Here is a 15,243-nt window from a genome sequence, read left to right as displayed (position 1 = left end):
AGCGACGATTCTTTCGCACCACGATCCGAAAGTGCTTCTTCGTTTCGAAGGGGAAACCCGCATTCCGGAAGATCCGTCGCCACCGGCATCGATTCGCCGAAAGGCCTTCGGCGCCACGTGCGCAAGCTGTCAGGCCCGACAATGTCCGCCCGATCGACCGAGGACCCGATGAGACCCGACCTGGATTCGCTGGCGCTGTTCCTGCGCGCCATTGAGCACGGCAGCCTGTCGAAGGCCGCCGCCGAGAGCCACATGGTGCTGTCGGCCGCGAGCCGGCGCCTGGCCATTCTCGAAAGCCAGCTCGGCGTGGGGCTGCTCAACCGCACCTCCAAGGGCGTCACGCCCACGGGCGCGGGCGAGTCGCTGGCGATGCACGCGCGCCAGATCCTGCGCGACGTCGACCGCATGCGCGCCGACCTGTCGGATTACGCGCAGGGCGCCACCGGCCGCGTGCGACTGCACGCGAATGCGTCGGCCATGGGGCAGTTTTTGCCCGACGACGTGGCGAGTTTTCGCCTGCGTTATCCCGAGATCCGCGTGAGCGTGGAAGAGCACCGCAGCGTCTACATCGTGCAGGCCATCCGCGACCGTCAGGCCGACGTGGGCGTGATCACCAGCGAGGCCGCCGACCCCGCGCTGCACTTCATTCCGTACCGCACCGACCGGCTCGTGGCCATCGCGCCCCAGAAGCATCCCTTGCGCGGCCGCGAGGTGTCGTTCGAGGAACTGCTCGACTTCGATTTCGTGGGGCTCGAAGACGACTCCGCCATCTCCCGCACCATGGAAGACGCCGCGATGAGCGCACGCAAGGTGCTGCGCCTGCGTGTGCGGGTGAAGAGCTTCGAGGCCGTGTGCCGGATGATCGAAGCGGGCATGGGCGTGGGCATCCTGCCCGAGGGCGCGGCGGTGACTTACCGCAAGGAGATGAAGCTGCGCTTCATCAACCTCACCGATGCGTGGGCTTCACGCCGGATGTACCTGTGCACGCGGCAGGAGGCGTTGAGTTTTCCGCAGCGGCGGTTGGTCGATCATTTGCTGGCGCGAGGGATGCCGTAGTTTCTTGCGGTGTGTCTGGCGTTGTCGTCGCGCTCGCCGGCGAGCTGGCGGACCTGATCCATCGCGTGTGCATGCCCGCGAGTTTCACCGTGAGCGAGGTACCTCTGCGAGGCGGCCTGCCATGGTGCTTCCTGCGCGACGGACGCCACTGGGTGCTGCACCGGGAGCCCGAATCGAACTGGGCCCAGCGACTGCGCAGGTCCGTGCTCTCGCTGGTGATGGACGAAGATTCTCTGTAACCCGGCTTACGCAAGCTGCCACATGAAACCCGCTGCAAGAGCGGTACTGGCGTGCAAGCAACAGATCATCGCAAGCGTGACCCAGCACTACCATTCCATCGTTCACGTGCGGTTCGGCACGAGACCGCCGCGGACTGTTTGCTCGCTCGTGTCGCAAGGAGAGTCGCGATGGCAAGTCCGATGAACGTCAGCAAGCTTCAGACGAAATCCCATGACGAACCGGATGAGGTTCGGGAGCCCGAAAAGACCCGGGTCGAAGTGGTCCGCCTCGAGGGCTACACGCTCGGACGCTTCAAGTTCGAACCCGGGTGGCGCTGGTCGAAGTGCATCAAGCCGGTCGTGGGCACGGACAGTTGCCAGGCGGCTCACGTCGGGTACGCGGTGTCCGGCCGGATCACCGTGCAAATGAATGACGGCTCGCAGACCGTCATCGAGGAAGGCATGTCGTACACCATTCCGCCGGGTCACGACGCATGGGTCGAAGGCAACGCGCCGTTCGTCGGCCTGGAGATGATGAGCGCAGAGGAATACGCGAAGTCCAGGAGCTGACCCGACGTGAGAGGCCTCAGGAACGGACTTCTTCGGGATGGGCGAACGGGGATGTGATCCGTAAGGAACAACAGTCGGACTGGGTGATCCAGGGGACTGATGACAGCCAATTCCAGCGGTAGCGATCCTTGCGTCCGCGAAACCGTTCCAGGAGGCGCAGCGATGAAGATCGAGCGAATCGAGATCCATCTGATCCGCGTGCCCTTCGACATGGGCGCGGCGCCCACGGCCTTTGCCGGCATGAACTGGACCTCCGTGGACTCCCTGTTCGTGCGCGTGTGCACGGACGCGGGCTTGGAGGGTTGGGGCGAAGGCTGGGGACATGTCGCCTGCCCCACCACCAGTGCCGCGCTGGCCAGCCTGGTCGGGCCCGCCTTTATCGGACGCGATGCCGCCGACCGATCTTCCCTGATGGCGGAGATGGGCCATCGCTTCCACATCCATGGCCGCGGCGGCCCCATCGTGTACGCGCTGTCCGCCATCGAGATCGCGTTGTGGGATATCGCCGGCAAGTGCGCGTCCTTGCCGATCGCCTCGCTGCTCGGCGGCGCCCCGTGCGAGCTCGCTGCCTACGCGAGCCTGCTGCGCTACTCGGAGCCCATGCCGGTGGCGCAGGCCGTCGAGCGGGCCTTGGCGCAAGGATTCAGGCATATCAAGCTGCACGAGATCCGCCTCGACGCGGTGCTCGCAGCGCGGGCCGCCTGCGGGGACTCCGTATGGATGGCCCTCGACACCAACTGCCCCTGGAGCGTGTCGCAGTCGATCGAGCGGGCGCGCGCGCTCGAAGACGTGCGACTGGCCTGGCTGGAAGAGCCGCTCTGGCCGCCGGAGGACTTCCCGGGCCTGGCACGCGTGCGTGCCGCAGCCTCCATGCCGATCGCAGCCGGTGAGAACGTCGCGGGCATCCACGAGTTCACGGCGATGCTGCGCGCGGGGGCGGTCGACATCTGCCAGCCGAGCGTCATCAAGTTCGGAGGGATCGAGGCGGTAGTGCAGGCCGTGACGCTGGCCCGGGCGCATGGGATCGACTATGTACCGCATTGCTTTTACTTCGGGCCGGGGTACCTGGCTTCGCTGCATCTCGCGGCGGCCTTTGCGCCCGGGGAGGCGTTCGAGTTGTTCTTCGGGGATCTGGAGGCGAGCCCGTATCACGAGGCGGTGCGAGCGCGCAAGGGGAGGGTGCGCGTGCCGGCAGGGCCGGGACTGGGGCTCGAGCCGGACATGGCGGTGATCGAGCGCTACCGGCTCGGGCCGCCTGTGGTGATCGAAGGCTGATCCTGAATTCGGAGATCCGGTATCCGGCGCGCAGAAGCCAGGCGAGTACCTCGGAGCGTCGATGGGTCGGCAGGTATTCGACTTTGCCTGTCGGCAGAACCTGCCATTTAGCTGGTCACTTAAATGAACCCCGTAACCCTCGGTCAAGGGCAGGACTTGTCAGTTTGCGCGTTTCGCTGCCCGCCAGCCTGCTCCAAGTACTCTACAAAGCCGTCGAAGGCGTCCAACAAGGGCTGGAACCGCGCCGTATCGCCTTCCAGTTGACACGAGGCGTAGCAGGTCGCCTCCAACGTGGACAGTTGGTCGGGTCCATGGGCTTTGCGGATACGGTAGTGCGAGGGCGGCAGGTTGCGCAGGGCCAAGCGGGGCAACTGTTGCAGTGGCGGGCTTTGGTAGAGCATCTTTCGGCTCTTGCGCCAGGTGCCGTCCAGCACGACCAGGCGCAGGCGCGACTGGGCTTGCGGCCACTCGGGCGGTAGCGGGGGTGGGACCCGCAGGTCCGGGGCGGGATCTTGCAGACTATCCGGATACAGCAACAGGGTGTGCTTGCCGTCCACCGGCCAGACTGGCATGGCAAATGCCTCACCGACCACCAAGCGGCAGTGAGCCAAGCTGAGGTGCAGCAGGCGGGCACTGCCCTTGGCCTGGTGTACCTCCAGCGGGTGCTGCAGCACCAGTACCTCCACCGCGTGCTCGGTGGGCGCGACCCAGCGGCAGATGCAGGCGCTGAGCGGGCGGAGGCAAGCGGTGCACTGGGGGCGTGGGACTAAAGCGGGAGCCACGGCTGGATTTTATTCAGCGTGCCTGGCTGAACAATGCGTGGAAGAAAATGTCTCTTAGCTGTGGCGTGGCGACCGGCAGCTTTGGACAATGTCGGAAGACGGCAGTGGGCCGGCTTACTACGCCAATGCGACCGGCTACAGTCGGCCACAACCTGCCATTCACGCAAAGGCTGATTTTCTTCTCTCCCTAGCTGTGACCAATGCCAACACCAGCGCTCTACTCAAAATACGCAGCCAGTTCCGCATCCTTCTGGGGACGGAATCGGTGGCCGATTTTCTTCGCGCTCGTGGTTCTATCGTTCACTCCTGCCGTATTGGAGCGCCTGGCTCCATCCGTTGGTCCTGCGCCGGGTAGAGCGCTTTTCGTTTTCATGTTGGCGTACTTCGCTGCCGTACTGCCACTCATAGTGTTTCGTCGCCCTCTGCCAGCCAAACCCTGGTCCAACGGCGTGGCACTTTGGGCTTGGGCTCGCTCGACAACTTGCACCGCTTGGATTGCGCTCTGCTTTTGGTTCATTTGGTCCACAATCGATCGCTAGGCAAGACTCTCGCGTTCTGAACGGCGGCTTTCGGGAAGGCTTGGCATCCGGAATTGGCCCTTCGCGACGCCAGCGCAACCGGCTACAGCCGGGCCAATAGTGGGCTTTCACAACCTCGGTCTTCGTTGGAAACAGAAAAAGGAAGAGGCTCATGGAAGCAGAAGCGATCGTTGAGGACTGGAAGCGTCGACTGGTTGCCATGGCAGAAAACCCGCCTTACGTTTTCAGTCGAACACCTCAAAACCTGATTGAAGAGTATCAGTCGAGCCAGATGGACTTCATCGGCTTCACCGAAGCCGAAATCTTTCAGGCTGAGCTGCTTCTGCGAGGGAGATTTCCTGCCGTCTTTCGCGAATATCTTCTCCAGATGGGGCGCTCACCTGGACGTTTGTTCAGAGGCAGCGAACTGGCCGATTTGGTGGAGCTTGAAGAGTTTCGCGTCAGCGCCGAAGAATTGATAAGAGAAACTGACGCAGCTCTAGCCCTGCCTCCAAATGCGGCTGTCTTCTTGTTTCATCAAGGCTACTGCTTTACCTATGTTTTAGCAGATGGCAGCTTTGATAGCTCACCGCTGCAGTGGATCGAGCAGGATCTTGAGCCAACCACGGTGGCAGCCACGTTTGCAGACATGGTGAGCGCCGAACTGCAACTGATGGAAGAGAACGATCTGAGCTCTCACAAGTCTGGGGGCTATTGGCTAACCGTCTATCCTGGGGGGGCGACACAGGAACATCACCCTGCGTGGGCGAGCGGCATACGGCCATTGGACATGGTTCCTCGCTGACAAGCTAGCTCGCCAGCATTTGACGTCGGGCCAGGCATGAAGCGCGTTTCGCAGTCCTTTTCAGCCCTCAATTGATCGAACGCTCGCCCCCAGCTGTCGAACGACTCTGTCTCGATCTGAAGCGGCGCCTGTCTGCTCTTCACCAGCGACCGTATTCGTGCCACACGGCAATCGCCCCCTGAGCGTCCGCTTTCGGCAAGACCGACTGACTCCTTCGGGCGCTTTGCCGTCGCTCACCGGGCAGCGCTCGAAAGTCAGCAACCAGTCGAGGCTGTGTGAAAACGCATTGAATCCGTGAACGCCGTCGCCTAGATTGAGACAACGTCACGAACTGGGTTGCCACATGAAGCGATTCATCGAGCCAGGGGATCGAAGCCAGATCACGCTGCTGCCAGAGTGCCTTGACGACTACATCTCAGAAGAGAACCCCATCCGCGTAGTCGATGTCCTTGTCGATGAACTCAAGCTCTATCAGCTCGGCTTTGAAGGGGCGGAACCTGCGGCCACCGGGCGGCCGTCGTATCACCCCTCAGTGCTGTTGAAGATCTACATCTACGGCTATCTGAACCAAGTGCAATCCAGTCGACGCCTGGAGCGCGAGGCACAGCGCAATGTGGAGTTGATGTGGCTGACCGGGCGCCTGGTCCCTGATTTCAAGACCATCGCGGACTTCCGCAAGGATCATGGTGACGCCATTCGTCTGGTGTGCCGAGAGTTCGTTCTTTTTTGCCGCCGGCTCAAGTTATTTGCTGACGGCGTCATCGCCGTGGACGGAAGCAAGTTCAAGGGCGTCAACAACCGTGACAAGAACTTCAACGAGCACAAGCTCCAGGTGCGGATGCAGCAGCTCGAGCAGAGCATCGACCGATACCTTGCCGAACTTGATCGAGCTGACCGAGATCCAGCGATGGTTCTTCCCGAGCGTGTTGCGCGCCTCCAGGAAAAGGTAGCCAAGATCAAAGGACAGATGCGTGAAATCTCTGCCATCGAGCAGCAGCTTCAGTCCACGCAAGAGCGGCAGATCTCGCTGACCGATCCGGATGCCCGCTCGATGGCGACCAGCCGACTTGGCTCAGCAGTCGTAGGCTACAACGTCCAGGCCGCGGTCGATGCAAAACACCACATGATCGTCGCCCATGAGGTGACCAACGCAGTAACTGATCGAGGCCAACTGGCCGCCATCTCCAAGGCGGCTCAAGAGGCCATCGAACACCCCAAACCAATCGTGCTGGCGGATCGAGGCTACTTCGAGGGCTACGGGATTCTGGAGTGCGAACGTGCGGGCATTGCGACACTCGTCCCGAAGCCCTTGACGTCCAACAGCAAGTTCGAGGGCAGATTCGACAAGCGAGACTTCGTCTATGACAAGAGACGGGACGTGTACCGGTGTCCGGCAGGCGAGATCGCAATCTACCGCTTCACCGCCATTGAGGACGGCAAGGCGTTGCGCAAGTACTGGACATCAAACTGTGGCGGCTGTCACTTGAAGCAGCAGTGCACCCCGGCGCCGGCCAGACGCATCAGTCGCTGGGAGTACGAGGAGGTCCTGGAAAAGGTCCAGGCACGTCTAGATGCCGCGCCCGAGGCCTCAAAGTTCAGACAACGAACGATCGAACACGTGTTCGGCACCCTGAAAGCGTGGATGGGGGCCACGCACTTCCTGACGAAGACCTTGCCGAACGTGAGAACCGAGATGAGTCTGCAGGTTCTGGCCTACAACCTCCATCGAGCAATCAAGATCCTCGGCGCAAGTACCCTGATTGCAGAGATGAAGTCGTAGGAGCCGACTCGCGTCTTGTAGAGACGGCCGAGAATTCCGGTAGGAACTGAGTCCGCCGGCCCAACGGATCTTGCGCGCCCCTTCAATGCATCTGTTTCCACACAGCCTCAGTCTGAAGCGTACGCATGCGAAGGACAGCGGCGCAGGCCGGCGACTCTCCTCGAAGACACACGCACCCAAATCGAAGCCCTGCTGTGGGTCTGCCACGGAGAAGACATCGACTGGCGCAGCGGTGAAGGATCTTGGCAACTGGAGAACCTGCTTGGGCTTGCGGCGGAACTGGCGCGCAGGGCAGAGGAGCTGCTTCAGTTGAGCGAGAAGGCGCGGCGCGAAACGCCTGAGACCGGCTGTTCGCGACCGGTCTGCGGGCAGCGGATTTCGCGGCCCGCCTGGCGCGCGGGCGTCTTCCGGGAACGACGGCTGGAGCCTTCGCAACGCGCTGAAATCAACCGATCGTTTCCAAGCGCGGTACCCACGAAACAGCGCAATACAAGCAGCTGCGCAGTTGCCTTCATAGTGCTCTTCCGCCGTTGCTGGCGCGTTGCCACGTAGTTTGCAAAGCCACCCCACAACGCCCTTCGGTCATGTTGCCGAGGGGCCATCGGAGCACAAGTCGTGTCATCGCAGAAGAAGAAAGCCGCCTTCCTCGTTTCGATCCAGGGCCACCGCCTTTCGGCGTGGCTGTGGAGCGCAGGAAGAAGCAGGCCTCGTCCGCGTGCACCGGCCGGATCTGGCGCGCAGAAATGCAGCGCTTTTTTAGTTAATGCCATGTAACGCCATCGCGCGTTACCGACAGGCCAACCAAGAGCTTGGACGCACGCGTTCGGCTGATCGCTCGCCGACTGCGCGACGTCAGAGGGGCATGTCATGTTCACACGCTATGCCATCCGCACGCTGCTTTGCCTTGCTGTCGTGCCCGCCATCTCCGAGGAACCCGTACCCATCCAAGGCCGTGTGTTCCTGAGCAAAGCCGAGATCGAGACTACCTTGATCGGCAAGCCCATCGTTTCAAGCAATCTCTCGACCGGCATGGTCTCGCGCTGGCAGTTCTATTCGGACGGTCGCGTCGACTTCGTCAACCAAAGCGGGCCCGGCAAGGCGTCGGGCAAATGGGTTCTCAACGCCGACGGCTCGATGTGCGTGACGATGGTTTCTCGAACCGGGTGCCGCTACTGGTTCCGGAACGAAAAAGACGGTGCTATTGCGAATACCAGTACCAGGGAGCCGAACGCACCGACCGTGGCGAAGATACGATTCGAGTGAAGGGGCGAGATGGGTGCCTGTGCCCGCCCTTCGCAAGCGTTCAGCGCAGCGCTTCGACCAGATCCAGCACCATCCGGTCGCCACCGAACTTCTCGACACCCTGCGTCAGCAGCGCATCCACCGCCTGCGCAATGCCATGGCTCGAAGACGACTGCTCCGCCATGTCGTTGTAGTACCCCAGGTCCTTCTTCGCATTCGCCATCGAGAACTTCAGCGAATCGGTGCTGCCCGTCAGCAGCTTGGGCTTGAGGCGTTCCAGCGCCACGCCGTTGCCGCCGCCCTTGGCGAGCACGTCGACGAACACCTCGGGCTTCACGCCGGCACGCTCTGCGCAGGCCGCGGCTTCGCACAGCAGCGCCACGGTGCCCAGCGACACGAAGTTGTGCAGCAGCTTCATCGCATGGCCCGCGCCGACATCGCCGACGTGCGTGACGTTCTCGGCGAAGCAGCGCAGCAGCGGCAGGCACGAGGCCAGCACTTCGGTGTCGCCGCCCACCAGCAGGTTCAGGCGGCCTTCGGCGGCCTCCTTGGCGGTGCGGGTCATGGGCGTGTCGAGGAAGCGGCCGCCCTTGGCGTGCACAGCCTGCGCCACCTTGGCGGTGGAGGCGGGCACGGCGGTGGAACAGTCGATCACCACGGTGCCGGGGCGCAGGGTGGTCAGCGCGCCTTGCTCGCCGAGCATCACGGCCTCGACCTGCGGCGTGCCGGTGACGCACAGGATCAGCACGTCGACGTCGGCCGTCAGCGTGGCCACGTCCTTCACGGAGGTGGCGCCGGCCTTCAGCAGGTCGTCGATGGGCTGATTGCCCGCATGCTCCAGCACCGTGAGCCGGTGGCCGTGCTTGACGATGTTGCTGGCGATGCCGTGGCCCATGAGGCCGACGCCCACGAGGCCGACCTTGCGCGGGGTTTGTTGTTCAGAAGTGGTCATGGATTCATCCGTGCTTGATGGCGATGGTCTTGAGGGTCGTGAATCCGAGCAGGGCCTCGAAGCCCTTCTCGCGGCCGAAGCCGCTCGATTTCACGCCGCCGAAGGGCAGTTCTACACCACCCGCCGCACCGTAATTGTTGACGAAGACCTGGCCGCAATGCAGCTTGTGCGCCATGCGCAGCTGGCGCGCGCCGTCGCGGGTCCACACGCCGGCCACCAGGCCGAAGTCGGTGCCGTTGGCCAGGCGCACGGCCTCGGCCTCGTCGGCGAAGGGCATCACGGCCAGCACGGGGCCGAAGACCTCGCGCTGGGCGAGGTCGCTGTCGTGGGGCACGTCGCGGAACAGCACGGCTTCCTGGTAGTAGCCGGTGGACGGCGCCTGCGGCGACACCGTGCCGCGCGCGGCCACCTTCATGCCCTGCGCTTCGGCGGTGGCGACCATGTCGCGCACCTGGCGGAACTGCTTCTCGTTGATGAGCGGGCCCATGTCCAGGTCTTCGGCGGGCGTGCCCGCGCGCACGGCGGTGAAGCGCTTGGCGAGCCGCTGCACGACCTCTTCGTACACCGATTGCTCGACCAGCACGCGGCTGCCGGCCGAGCAGGTCTGACCCGCGTTCTGGATGATGGCGTTGAGCAGCACGGGCTCGGCCGCGTCGAGGTCGGCGTCGGCGAACACGATCTGCGGCGACTTGCCGCCCAGCTCCAGCGTCACCGGGCAGTGGCGTTCGGCGGCGGCCAGGCCGACGCTGCGGCCGGTCATGGTCGAGCCGGTGAACGAGATGTGGTCGATGCCCGGATGCGCGCACAGCGCGGCGCCGGCTTCCTTGCCGTAGCCCGTCACCACGTTGAGCGCGCCGGCCGGAAAGCCCACCTCGGTCGCGATCTCGGCCAGGCGCAGCAGCGACAGGCTGGCGTCTTCCGCCGGCTTCACCACGCAGGCGTTGCCCGCGGCGAGCGATGCGCCCACGCTGCGGCCCGCGATCTGCATCGGGTAGTTCCAGGGAATGATGTGGCCCGTCACGCCGTGCGGAATGCGCACCGTGAGCACGGTGTAGCCGCGCTCGTAGGGCAGGGTGTCGCCGTGCAGCTTGTCGCAGGCGCCGGCGTAGTACTCGAAGTAGCGTGCCAGCGCGGTCGCGTCGTTGCGCGCCACGCGCAGCGCCTTGCCGGTGTCGCGTGCTTCGAGCTGAGCGAGTTCTTCGTGGTGCGCCATGACGGCCGCGCCGAGCTTGGCGAGCAGCCTGCCGCGTTCGAGCGCGGTGGTGGCGCCCCACGGGCCGTCGAAGTGTTCGCCCATGGCCTGGCGCGCGGCGCGCACGGCGGCGTCGATGTCGGCGGCGGTGCCGCACGCGATCTCGCCGAATTTCTGGCCGTCGCTCGGATCGATCACGTCGATGGTGGCGTTGCCTTCGGGCGCCACGCGGCGGCCGTCGATGTAGTGGGTGGCGTTCATGAAAGTGTCTCCGTGTGGCGGATCAGGTCGGGTCAGACCGGTTCGGGCCAGGGTTTCTGTGCGTCGCGGATCTGCTCGAAGGCGCGGCTGAACTGCAGCACGCCCAGGTCGTCGAAGCGGCGGCCGGCCACCTGCAAGCCGATGGGCAAACCTTCGGCCGAGTAGCCGCAGTTGACCGAAGCCGCAGGCTGCTCCGACATGTTGTAGGGCACGGTGAAGCCGATGTGCTCCAGCGGCCGCATCGGATCGTTGGTGGGCGAGGCATGGTCCGCGGGCGCGGGCATGTTCGGCGACACGGGCGAGATCACGAAGTCGTAGGCCTTGGTGGCGGCGATCGTGGCCGCGCGCGTGGCGACGAACTGGCTGTAGCCGTCGAAGACGTGCGCGCCCGAGAAGCCGGCCGCGCTCTCGGCCCATTCGCGGATGTACGGCAGGATCTTCGCGCGCTGTTCGGCGCTCATCGCTTGCATGTCGATGCAGGAGCGCATGCGCCAGAAGTGGTCCATGCCCTGCAGCATCTGCGGCGTCATGAAGGCCGGGATTTCCTCCACGTGTGCACCGGCAGCCTCGATGCGCTTCGCGGCCAGGCGCACGGCCTGCGCGATCTGCGGATCGAGCGGCAGGCCGCAGCCCGCGTCCATGTGCAGCGCCACGCGCTTGCCCTTGAGGAAGGACGGATCGACTTCGAAGGCGTTCCAGTCGATGGCCGGTGCCGGCAGCTCGGAATAGTCGCGATCGTCGGGTTGCGCGACCGAGGCCATCATCAGCGCCGCGTCGGCCACGGTGCGCGTCATCGGGCCGGCGCAGCGGCCCATGTAGGGCGAGCTCAGCGGAATGCGACCGAAGCTCGGCTTGAGCGTGAAGATGCCGCACCAGCTGGCCGGCAGGCGCAGCGAGCCGCCGATGTCGGTGCCCACGTGCAGCGGGCCGTAGCCCGCGGCGGCGGCGGCACCGGCACCCGCGCTGGAACCACCCGGCGTGCGCGAGGTGTCCCACGGGTTGCGCGAGAGATCGTGAAAGCTCGACAGGCCCGACGACAGCATGCCCAGGTCGGGCATCGTGGTCTTGGCGACCATCACCGTGCCGTCGGCCTTCAGGCGCGCGGCGGGTGGCGAGTCGTAGGTCATTGGCACGAGCTCGTAGGCGGCGGTGCCCAGCGGCATCGGGTCGCCCTCGGTCGCGAGGTTTTCCTTGATCGTCACGGGCACGCCGTCGAGCAGGCCGCGCGGCGTGCCGGCGAGCCAGCGTTGTTCGGAGGCGCGCGCCTGTTCGAGCGCGGCCTCGGGGCGGAACAGCCAGGTGGCGCGCAGTTGCGGCTCGCACGCCGCGATGCGTTCGTTCACGGCGCGCGTCACCTCGACCGGCGAGAGCTCCTTGCTGCGGTAGGCGGCGTGCAGCTCCTGCACGCCCAGGGAATACAGAGGCTTCGTCATGGCCGCATCAACCCCACGAGATCGCAGCCAGGTCGTTCGCGACGATCGGCATGTTCGGCCACAGGCCCTTCACTTCCTTGCGCGCGACCGTGGGGAACACGGCCTGGAACAGGAAACCGTTGACCGCGTCGTTCGCGAGCATCTTCTGCGCCTCGCCGAGCAGCGCATTGCGCTTCTTCTCGTCGGGCTCGCTCTGGATCGAGGCATAGAGGTCGCGGAACTTCTTCGAGTCGTAGCCCCAGTAGTAGTCGGGCTCGGTGTACTTCACGAGGTCGAAGGGCTCGACGTGCGCGACGATGCTCAGGTCGAAGTCGTGACCGCCGCCGAAGGTGCCGCTGAGCCATTGCGCCCATTCCACGTTCTGAATCTTGACGTTGATGCCGATGGCCGCGAGCTGCGCCGCGATCACCTCGCCGCCCTGGCGTGCATACGAAGGCGGTGGCAGCGTCATGCGCAGTTCGAGCGGCGTCTTCACGCCCGCGTCGGCCAGCAGCTTCTTCGCCTTGGCGATGTCAAAGGGGTTGATGCCGGTGGTGTCGACATAGCCCGGTGCGCCGATCGGGTAGTGGCTGCCGATGGCCTTGCCGAAGCCGTCGGCCGCGCCCTGGATCACCACGTTGCGGTCCACGGCGGCCAGGATGGCGCGGCGCACGCGCACGTCGTCCAGCGGCTTGCGCTTGTTGTTGATCGCCAGGATCACCTTGCTGCGCGTGCCCACTTCCAGCACACGGAAGCGCGGGTTGGCGCGGAACTGGCCCACGCTGCGCGTGCCGGCGCGCGGGAAGATGTCGATGTCGCCGGCCATCAGCGCCGCGGTCTGCGCGGCCGAGTCGGACATGAACTTGAAGACGAACTTGTTGACCTTGGCCAGCGCCGGGTTGCGGTAGGTCGGCGACTTGACCAGCGCGCAGGCGGAGCCGCGCTGCCAGCTGTCGAGCTTGTAGGGGCCGGTGCCCACGGGCTTGGTGGCGTTGGTGTCGGCGCTCTTGGGCTCGACGATGCAGGCGGTGGCCTGGCCCAGCATGAACAGCAGGTCGGGGTTGGGCTGCGCGGTGGTGATGACCACCGTGTCGGCGTCGGGCGTCTTCAGGCTGATGTCGCTGAAGAAGCGCTTGTCCTTGTTGGTGCTCTTCTCGCCGGCGGCGCGCTCGAAGCTGAACTTGACGGCGGCGGCGTCGAAGGCCTCGCCGTTCTCGAACTTCACGCCCTTGCGCAGCTTGAAGGTGTGGGTCTTCAGGTCGGGCGACACGGTCCAGCTCTCGGCCAGCAGCGGCGTCACGCTGCCGTCGGCGTTGATCTTGGTGAGCGTCTCGAAGATGTTGTAGTGCGCGATCTCGGCGATCGCCGAGGCGGCGGCGGTCGTCGGGTCCAGGCCCGGCGGTTCCAGCGGCATGCCGATGGTCAGCATGTTCTTGCCGGTCTGGGCCTGCGCGAAGAGCGGAAAGGCGCCGGGGATCGCGGCGGCGATGGCGGTGCCCATGAGGGTGCGTCGCTTCAACATTCGGGAGTTCTCCTGGAAGAAAAAGGGGACGGCCGGCCTGTGCGGGCCTACCGGGTCGGCGTGTGCAACACGGCCGACAGCAAGGTGCGTGTATATGGGTGCTGCGCGTTCGCAAAAAGTTCGGCGGGCTCGCCGCGTTCCACGATCTGCCCCTTGAAGACCACGCACACGTCATCGCACAGGTGGTTGACCACAGCCAGGTCATGGCTGATGAGCAGGTAGCTGATGCCGAACTGCTGCTGCAGGTCCTGCATGAGGTTGAGCACCTGGGCCTGCACAGACACGTCGAGTGCGCTCACGGGCTCGTCGGCCACGATGAGCTTGGGACGTGTGATGAGCGCGCGTGCAATGGCAATGCGCTGGCGCTGACCGCCCGAGAACTCGTGCGGATACTTGTCCAGGTCCGTGGTGCGCAGGCCCACGGCGGCGAGCGTCTCGGCAGCGCGTTCACGCTGCTCGGCACGTCGCGTCTCGGCCAGCGCTTCGAGCGGTTCGGCCACGATGCGAGCGACCGTCTGTCGCGGATCGAGCGAGCCGTACGGGTCCTGGAACACCATCTGGAAGTCGCGCCGCGCCGTGCGCAGGTCGGCCTTCGAGAGCGTGTGCAGGTTGCGCCCTTCGAGTTCGACGCGGCCCGAAGTCGGCGCGTCCAGCGCCATCACCAGGCGTGCAATGGTCGATTTGCCCGAGCCCGACTCGCCCACGATGCCCATGCTCTTGCCGGCCTGCACCTGGAAGCTCACGCCGTTGAGTGCTTTCACAGAAGGCGGCGGCCCCAGGAGCTTCTCGCGGGGCAGGGCGTAGTGCCGCACGAGGTCGGTCACCTGCAGCAGCGGGGTTGAAGAAGAAGGCGTCGAAGTCATCGGGGTGTTCATGCGTGGGCCATTGCCGCGCGTGCAGCGCGCGCAGCCACCACATCGAGATGCAGACAGCTCACCGCATGCCCGTTGGGTTGGCGTTCCACCGGCGGCTTCGTCGTGTAGCAGGCGTCCGTCGTGAAGTCGCAGCGCCCCGCAAAGCCGCAGCCGCGCGGAATGTCCACCAGCTCCGGCACGCTGCCGCGGATCGTGGGCAGGCGCACCCCGCGCGGCGCACCGATGACCGGCCTGGCCGCGAAGAGGCCCTGCGTGTAGGGATGCGCACGCCGGGCGAACACCTCCTCGGTCGGACCGCTCTCGACCACGCTGCCGCCGTACATCACCAGCATCTTCGAGACCGTCTGCGAGATCACCCCCAGGTCGTGCGAGATCAGGATCAGCGCCATGCCCATCTCGGCCACCAGCTTCTGGATCAGGTCCAGCACCTGCTTCTGGATCGTCACGTCCAGCGCCGTGGTCGGCTCGTCCGCGATCAGCAGGTCCGGCCCGCAGGCCAGCGCCATCGCGATGCCGATGCGCTGGCGCTGCCCGCCCGAGAACTGGTGCGGGTAGGCATCCAGGCGCGAGGCCGCATCGGGAATGCCCACGCGCTCGAGCAGATCGAGCGCTTCCTTGCGCGCCTGCGCCTTGGTCAGGCCCCGGTGCAGCATCAACGGCTCGCCCACCTGGCGCGCGATCGTGTGCACCGGGTTCAGCGCTGTCATCGGCTCCTGGAAGATCATGCCGATGCGGTTGCCGCGGATCTGGCACATCTGCTTCTCCGGCAGGCCCACGAGCTCC

Annotated in this window: 14 protein-coding genes; 7 read left to right on the top strand and 7 right to left on the bottom strand. The window is 65.0% G+C overall.

All coding sequences use genetic code 11. The features are described from left to right. Positions 1-168: 168 nt before the first annotated feature. The 4 genes from D3H34_RS25845 (at position 169) to D3H34_RS25830 (ending at position 3,119) form a co-directional block, all read left to right on the top strand. A complete protein-coding gene (locus D3H34_RS25845) occupies positions 169-1,056 on the top strand; it encodes a LysR family transcriptional regulator (protein ID WP_119557095.1) in 888 nt (295 codons plus the stop codon). Between the two features lie 11 nt (positions 1,057-1,067). Continuing rightward, entirely contained in the window at positions 1,068-1,295 is a 228-nt protein-coding gene (locus D3H34_RS25840) for a phospholipase D-like domain-containing protein (RefSeq protein ID WP_119557094.1), read from the top strand. Between the two features lie 168 nt (positions 1,296-1,463). Continuing rightward, positions 1,464-1,844, top strand: a complete 381-nt coding sequence (locus D3H34_RS25835; RefSeq protein ID WP_119557093.1) for a cupin domain-containing protein — start codon at positions 1,464-1,466, stop codon at positions 1,842-1,844. A gap of 162 nt (positions 1,845-2,006) precedes the next feature. Further along, on the top strand, positions 2,007-3,119 hold the full coding sequence (locus D3H34_RS25830; protein WP_167481276.1) for a mandelate racemase/muconate lactonizing enzyme family protein: 1,113 nt from the start codon (positions 2,007-2,009) through the stop codon (positions 3,117-3,119). A gap of 143 nt (positions 3,120-3,262) precedes the next feature. Here D3H34_RS25830 and D3H34_RS25825 read toward each other — a convergent pair whose 3' ends face one another. Next, entirely contained in the window at positions 3,263-3,901 is a 639-nt protein-coding gene (locus tag D3H34_RS25825) for a tRNA-uridine aminocarboxypropyltransferase (protein WP_119557091.1), read from the bottom strand. A gap of 690 nt (positions 3,902-4,591) precedes the next feature. On the opposite strand from D3H34_RS25825, the gene D3H34_RS25820 reads away from it, so the two are divergent. The 3 genes from D3H34_RS25820 to D3H34_RS25805 all read left to right on the top strand — a co-directional run bounded on the left by D3H34_RS25820 (position 4,592) and on the right by D3H34_RS25805 (position 8,267). Then, on the top strand, positions 4,592-5,224 hold the full coding sequence (locus D3H34_RS25820) for an SMI1/KNR4 family protein (protein ID WP_119557090.1): 633 nt from the start codon (positions 4,592-4,594) through the stop codon (positions 5,222-5,224). A 343-nt stretch (positions 5,225-5,567) separates the two neighbouring features. Continuing rightward, positions 5,568-7,004, top strand: coding sequence for an IS1182 family transposase (locus D3H34_RS25815; protein ID WP_119557089.1), 1,437 nt, complete (start codon positions 5,568-5,570; stop codon positions 7,002-7,004). A gap of 867 nt (positions 7,005-7,871) precedes the next feature. After that, on the top strand, positions 7,872-8,267 hold the full coding sequence (locus tag D3H34_RS25805; RefSeq protein ID WP_119557088.1) for a hypothetical protein: 396 nt from the start codon (positions 7,872-7,874) through the stop codon (positions 8,265-8,267). Between the two features lie 40 nt (positions 8,268-8,307). On the opposite strand, the gene D3H34_RS25800 is transcribed toward D3H34_RS25805, so the two are convergent. The 6 genes from D3H34_RS25800 to D3H34_RS25775 all read right to left on the bottom strand — a co-directional run. Continuing rightward, positions 8,308-9,198: an NAD(P)-dependent oxidoreductase gene (locus tag D3H34_RS25800; RefSeq protein WP_119557087.1), complete on the bottom strand. Its 891-nt coding sequence runs from the start codon at positions 9,196-9,198 to the stop codon at positions 8,308-8,310. Positions 9,199-9,202: 4 nt separating this feature from the next. After that, complete coding sequence (locus tag D3H34_RS25795) at positions 9,203-10,651, bottom strand: aldehyde dehydrogenase family protein (RefSeq protein ID WP_119557086.1); 1,449 nt, start codon at positions 10,649-10,651, stop codon at positions 9,203-9,205. A 32-nt stretch (positions 10,652-10,683) separates the two neighbouring features. Next, positions 10,684-12,084 carry an amidase gene (locus D3H34_RS25790; RefSeq protein WP_119557085.1) on the bottom strand — a complete coding sequence of 467 codons (1,401 nt, stop codon included), beginning with the start codon at positions 12,082-12,084 and terminating at the stop codon, positions 10,684-10,686. A gap of 7 nt (positions 12,085-12,091) precedes the next feature. Then, positions 12,092-13,585, bottom strand: coding sequence for an ABC transporter substrate-binding protein (locus D3H34_RS25785; RefSeq protein WP_119557084.1), 1,494 nt, complete (start codon positions 13,583-13,585; stop codon positions 12,092-12,094). Between the two features lie 47 nt (positions 13,586-13,632). Further along, complete coding sequence (locus D3H34_RS25780) at positions 13,633-14,448, bottom strand: ATP-binding cassette domain-containing protein (protein ID WP_119557083.1); 816 nt, start codon at positions 14,446-14,448, stop codon at positions 13,633-13,635. 8 nt (positions 14,449-14,456) lie between these two features. Continuing rightward, positions 14,457-15,243: ABC transporter ATP-binding protein (locus D3H34_RS25775; protein ID WP_147400484.1), on the bottom strand; the 787-nt coding region annotated here is incomplete at its 5' end.

It is taken from the genome of Acidovorax cavernicola (genome assembly GCF_003581445.1).
Note: the sequence above shows the minus strand (reverse complement) of the source record. Positions and strands in the feature narration are given on the sequence as shown.